The following is a 5,987-nucleotide window of genomic DNA, read 5'->3' as shown; positions in this document are numbered from 1 at the left end:
CGATCTGGGAGTGTTTGAGCGTAGTTAGAGGGTGTTTGAAAAGTATAGATTAATACTTGCAAACCCTAGAGAATCCCCCCTAGCCCCCCTTAAAAAGGGAGGAACTGGATCGAAAGTCCCCCTTTTTAAGGGGGATTTAGGAGGATTCAGGTCTACGATCGTAACAAGTAAAACTTTTCAAACAGCCTCTTAGGCTTTAGGCTTTAGTTATTAGGGTGGGCAGTGCCCACCATCTAGATCTCAGGCTTGTATGTGAATCTTCTACTCAAATCGCGATCTGAGGACATGCTGCCATGCATCTACCGCAAACCGATCGCTAGCGTAACGCATTGTACCGACCTGATTTTTCCAGTCTAAAATAAATGTATCGATCGGCACTCGACTACAGCTAAACGATCGACAATAAGCTAGTATTCGGCGGTAACTTGGCATAAAAAATCAGTCAGATATCATCACTGAAGGATCGATCGCCACCCCAGTAACTAAGAAATATATTTAACCCTAAACTCGTGAGGTTTATTTGTGGTCTCCCAACGTGTCATTGAAGTCGCAACTACTCAACCAGCCCCAATTGCCGCTAGCGCAGCAGCATCGAGCGTGAGTGCGATCGCCCAACGCCAGACTGGTGCTTATGCCCTCCTCGATAGCTTGTATAGACATGGCGTCCAGCATATTTTCGGCTATCCTGGGGGCGCGATTCTGCCCATCTACGATGAAATTTATCGCTTTGAAGCTGCTGGTAAACTTCAGCATATCCTCGTCCGTCACGAACAAGGTGCCGCTCATGCCGCCGATGGATATGCCCGCGCTACGGGGCAGGTAGGCATCTGTTTTGCGACTTCTGGCCCTGGAGCGACTAATCTGGTTACTGGCATCGCTACGGCGCAAATGGACTCGATTCCGATGGTCGTTGTCACCGGGCAAGTCCCCAGCATGATGATCGGTACCGATGCCTTTCAAGAAACCGACATCTATGGGATTACGCTGCCCATTGTCAAGCATTCTTATGTCGTCCGCGATCCGGCAGAGATGTCGCGGATCGTCGCTGAAGCCTTTTACATCGCCGCCACCGGTCGCCCTGGAGTCGTTTTGATCGATATCCCCAAAGATATCGGCGCGAAAATGTGCGATTATACCCCCGTCGCACCTGGGAGCGTCAAATTACCTGGCTACAAGCCTACCGTACGCGGCAATTTCCGGCAGATCGACCAAGCCGTCCAACTCATCGCCAAAAGTCGTCAGCCCCTACTCTATGTCGGTGGCGGGGCAATCTCAGCCAGCGCGCACGCAGAAATCTGCCAACTCGCCGAACTCTTCCAAATCCCCGTTACCACTACCCTGATGGGTAAAGGTGCCTTTAACGAAATCCACCCGCTCTCGGTCGGGATGCTGGGGATGCACGGTACGGCATATGCCAACTGGGCGGTCACTGATTGCGACTTACTTATTGCTGTCGGCGCGCGATTTGACGATCGCGTTACGGGTAAATTAGAAGGATTTGCGCCTGATGCCAAGGTAATTCACCTCGATATCGATCCTGCGGAAGTCGGCAAAAATCGTACTCCAGATGTCCCGATTGTCGGCGATATCAAACAAGTATTGCTGCAATTGCTCCAACGGGTGCGAGAACTAAGCTTAGGTAACAATCCCGAACAGACTAGAGCTTGGCTGGAAACGATCGATTGTTGGCGCACTGACAATCCGCTGGTAGCACCCAGCTACGATGGTTTACTCGCCCCTCAAGAAGTCGTCGTCGAATGTCGCCGTCAAGCTCCCGACGCCTACTACACTACCGATGTCGGTCAACATCAAATGTGGGCGGCGCAATTTCTCAATAACCTTCCCCGCCACTGGATTTCGAGTGCGGGTTTAGGCACGATGGGTTTTGGAGTACCCGCCGCGATGGGCGTTCAGAAAGCATTACCCAACGAGCAAGTCATCTGTATCAGCGGCGATGCCAGTTTCCAGATGAACCTTCAAGAACTCGGCACCCTCAAGCACTACCGCTTGAATGTCAAAATCGTCATCATCAACAATGGCTGGCAAGGGATGGTCAGACAGTGGCAAGAGGCTTTTTATGAGGAAAACTACTCTTCCTCGGAAATGGCTCCCTCTCAGCCCGATTTTATGCTGTTAGCGCAGGCTTACGGGATTAAAGGCATCAGTGTCAATAATCGCGAAGACTTACCAGACGCGATCGCGGCCATGTTAGCTCATGATGGCCCTGTCTTGCTGAATGCCCAAGTCAAGCGCAATGAAAATTGTTACCCAATGGTACCTTCTAATAAATCCAATGCGGAAATGGTGGGACTAGCGAAACCCAAACGGGCAAGTTCGGGAGCATTAGCGATTCATTGTCGGAGTTGTGGTGCGATCCATACAGTTCAGCATAAGTTCTGCCCTGAATGCGGCAGTCAACAATAGGCTCAGGGTACCCGCGAGCGCACAATTAACCTGTAGGGGTGCCCCTTGTGGGTACCCTCAGATCTCTGCTTTTACAATAGATCGCCTTGTTTGGAACCGATCGATCTCGTACCAATTTAAACAACAATCCAGAAAGATCGATCGACTCCAAATCCAACAAGGTTTCCCCAATCCGTCTTGACCCAAACACATGCGGAGGGAACCTCCGCGTGATTTGGGTCGCAAAATCCAAAATGGGATCGCCCTAATTGTGTTTAAACCATTTACACTTCGATGTGAGCGGACAATTTTCGCAGTCTGGATTTTGAGCCTTGCAAGTTAATGCGCCAAAATCTAACAGCGCGAGATTCCAGGTTCCGACATCGGTTTTAGGGGCGATGAAATCTGCCGCACCCCAGAGAATTTTGCATCTAGATTTGACTCTTTCACCTTGCAAACCAAAGAAACGTTCGAGAATTCTGGCTACATTTGCATCTAAAACTGCTAGTGGCTGGTTAAATGCTTGAGAACCGATCGCCCGAGCGGTATAGTCACCGATTCCTGGCAATTTAAGTAATTGTTTTTGGTCTTGAGGTACTTGGCCATCATGTTGTCTGATGATAATTTCAGCGCATTTTTGCAAGCGTTCGGCACGAAAGAATAAGCCTAATGGTTTGAGAATTTTGGCAACATCATCGAGATTAGCTGCGGCTAAATCGGCGATCGTTGGATACTGCTCTAGAAATAGTTCGTAGATCGGTGCAACGGTATCTGCATCAGTTTTTTGTAATAAAGATTCGGCAACTAAAAGATGATAGGAATCGATCGTTTTGCGCCATGGATAATCGCGGCGATGGATAACGCCCCAATCGGAAAGTTGTTTGTGAAACCACTTAATTTGAGCGGTTGATGGATAGTCGGATTTACTAGATCTAGTTAATGGTTGTGACGATTTCATCGAATTATTTAGCAACTATCGATTAGCTCTCTTGAATAATTGTCAAGCCTAAAGCTGCATAGTTAGTCAATCTTTGGCGATCGACACTCGGAGCTGTCACTAAATAAGTCAACGCCCTAATTGTATCGACAACATAATTAGCCGCCGTATCCAATTTGGCTTCTGTTGCCAATCCAATTACTTCCGCTGCTCCAGCGATCATCGCTTTTTTGACGTGGGCTTCATCGAGATTGGCGACGCTAATCCCGACTTCGGGGTGGAGACTGCACACGCCTAACATGCAGATATCGGCACGAATCGATCGCAAAGATTCGATCGCGGTTGCGCCGACATTAACCAGGGCTTTCTTATACAGCCGTCCCCCTAACATTATCACTTCAATTCGATCGTGTTCGGCTAGGGCTAACGCGATCGGGGGGCTATTAGTTACCACCGTTGCTTCGAGATCTAATGGTAGATGGTGGGCGACTTGTAAGGTTGTCGTACCGCCATCTAAGATTACCACTTGCCCAGGACGCACTAACTTTGCTGCCGATTTGGCGATCGCTTCTTTCTCTTTGGGTGCTTGTTTTTGCCTGTCTGCATAGCTGGCGGTGGCGGGTGATGTTAGCAGTGCGCCACCATGTACGCGCTGCAATAATCCGGCTTCGGATAGTTCTCGCAAATCGCGGCGCACGGTGTCTTCGGAAACCTTCAACTCGTTACTCAGTTCTGAGGAGAGCACCTTTTTATTGCGGTGCAGAATTTCGAGAATAAATTGTCTGCGCTCGGCTGTTAGCATCAGTGGTTTGCCTGAAGTTGCGTGTTTGGTATTGATAATGCTTGTTTGTTAGTATATACTCTTTTTTATGCTGGTTTTTAAGTGTTTATTCGCTTTCAGATATAAAATAACGCATTTTCACGCAAAATTTTAAATTAACACAACGGTTTTAGCTGCTAGTGAAGTGAGGGCGGGTTCAAATTAGATCTCTAGCGTTGTTCAGATCGATCTTATAAACCCGCCCCTACAGTCCCTATCTCTCCAAACTCCAAACTCCAAACTCCCAACTTTTATGACTAAATTTCCGATCGATCTCAACGCTTACAAACGCATTAGCCTAGATGTTAGCAATCCCACGCTGACTAACGAGCAAAAGACTAGCCTCAAAGATAATATCCAACTTTGTCGCGATGCGATCGTCTTTTTTACCGCTACTGGTGCGGCGCGTGGTGTGGGCGGACATACAGGTGGGCCATTCGATACCGTGCCAGAAGTGATGATTCTCGATGCGCTATTTCGCGGTGCGGCTGAGAAATATGTGCCGATTTTCTTCGATGAAGCTGGGCATCGGGTTGCGACTCAATATTTAATGTCTACCCTTAATGGTGATTTGCCTGCCGAACGGTTGATGGAATACCGCGCCGCCCATTCGCACTTGCCTGGACACCCAGAACTCGGCTTTACCCCTGGAGTTAAATTCAGTTCCGGTCGGTTGGGTCACATGTGGCCGTATGTCAACGGTGTAGCGATGGCGAACCCCAATAAAATCGCTTTCTGCCTGGGTTCCGATGGTTCCCAGCAAGAAGGTAACGACGCTGAAGCCGCTCGGTTAGCTGTCGCGCAGAATCTCAATGTCAAACTGATTATCGACGATAACGACGTAACGATCGCGGGTCATCCTTCCAAATATCTCGTCGGTACTACCGTCGCCAAAACCTTAGTCGGTCACGGGTTGCAAATCCTCGAAGGGAATGGCGAAGATATCGATGACCTGTATGCACGAATCTGTCAAGCTGTCAATACTGCTGGGCCGATCGCCGTTATCAACCATCGCCCGATGTGCCCTGGTATCGTCGGTTTAGAAGGACAAACTCACGGACACGACGTAATTTCGGTCAAACTGGCGATCGAATATCTCGAATCCCACAGTCAACAAGCCGCCGCAGACCACCTCAAAGGCATCAAGGCACCCAAGAATGAATATACCTTCATGGGTTCGAGCGATAAATGGGATGCCAACCGCAACGTCTTCGGCGATGCTGCTGTCGCCATCCTCAGTCGGATGAGCGAAGCCGAGCGCGTCGAAAAAGTGAAGGTCATCGATAGCGATCTCGAAGGCTCCTGCGGGCTGAAAAAGATTCACGATGCCTATCCTGAAGTCTTCATCTCCTCCGGCATTATGGAGCGCGGTAACTTCTCCGCCGCTGCTGGCTTCGGGATGGAACCAGGCAAGCAAGGGATTTTCGGCACCTTCAGCGCGTTCTTGGAAATGTGTATTTCCGAAATCACGATGGCGCGGTTGAACAATTCCAACGTCCTCAGCCACTTCTCCCACTCTGGGATCGACGACATGGCGGACAACACTTGCCACTTCGGTTTGAACAATATGTTCGCCGACAATGGTTTGAGCGATGGTTATGCCACCAATCTCTACTTCCCCGCCGACCCCCATCAAATGCGCGCCTGTTTGGAAACAATTTTCCACAATCCAGGTTTGCGATTTGTGTTCTCAACTCGATCTAAAGTCCCCGCTATTTTAGATCCTAACGGTAAGGATTTCTTTGGCGGCGATTACAAGTTTGTCTCCGGTAAAGATGAAGTAATTCGTGAAGGTACTCAAGGCTATATCGTCAGTTTTGGTGAAGC

At 49.2% G+C, this 5,987-nt stretch carries 5 protein-coding genes; 2 read left to right on the top strand and 3 right to left on the bottom strand.

What is annotated here, in order from left to right; genetic code table 11:
• Positions 1-261: 261 nt before the first annotated feature.
• Complete coding sequence (locus RMO84_RS20850; protein ID WP_310490352.1) at positions 262-432, bottom strand: hypothetical protein; 171 nt, start codon at positions 430-432, stop codon at positions 262-264.
• Between the two features lie 138 nt (positions 433-570).
• Here RMO84_RS20850 and ilvB point away from each other — a divergent pair, with 138 nt between their 5' ends.
• A complete protein-coding gene (ilvB, locus tag RMO84_RS20845; protein WP_310490353.1) occupies positions 571-2,424 on the top strand; it encodes a biosynthetic-type acetolactate synthase large subunit in 1,854 nt (617 codons plus the stop codon).
• Between the two features lie 244 nt (positions 2,425-2,668).
• Here ilvB and RMO84_RS20840 read toward each other — a convergent pair whose 3' ends face one another.
• Both RMO84_RS20840 and RMO84_RS20835 read right to left on the bottom strand, forming a co-directional pair.
• Positions 2,669-3,361: an A/G-specific adenine glycosylase gene (locus RMO84_RS20840; protein WP_310490351.1), complete on the bottom strand. Its 693-nt coding sequence runs from the start codon at positions 3,359-3,361 to the stop codon at positions 2,669-2,671.
• Between the two features lie 22 nt (positions 3,362-3,383).
• Entirely contained in the window at positions 3,384-4,142 is a 759-nt protein-coding gene (locus RMO84_RS20835) for a DeoR/GlpR family DNA-binding transcription regulator (protein ID WP_310490350.1), read from the bottom strand.
• Positions 4,143-4,413: 271 nt separating this feature from the next.
• On the opposite strand from RMO84_RS20835, the gene RMO84_RS20830 reads away from it, so the two are divergent.
• Positions 4,414-5,987 (top strand): thiamine pyrophosphate-dependent enzyme (locus tag RMO84_RS20830; RefSeq protein WP_310490349.1); only part of this gene is annotated, 1,574 nt, incomplete at its 3' end.

The organism is Chamaesiphon sp. VAR_69_metabat_338, from assembly GCF_031423935.1.
In the GTDB taxonomy this organism is placed as follows: domain Bacteria; phylum Cyanobacteriota; class Cyanobacteriia; order Cyanobacteriales; family Chamaesiphonaceae; genus Chamaesiphon.
The sequence above is the reverse complement of the archived record's forward strand: the minus strand, read 5'-3'. Positions and strand labels throughout refer to the sequence as shown.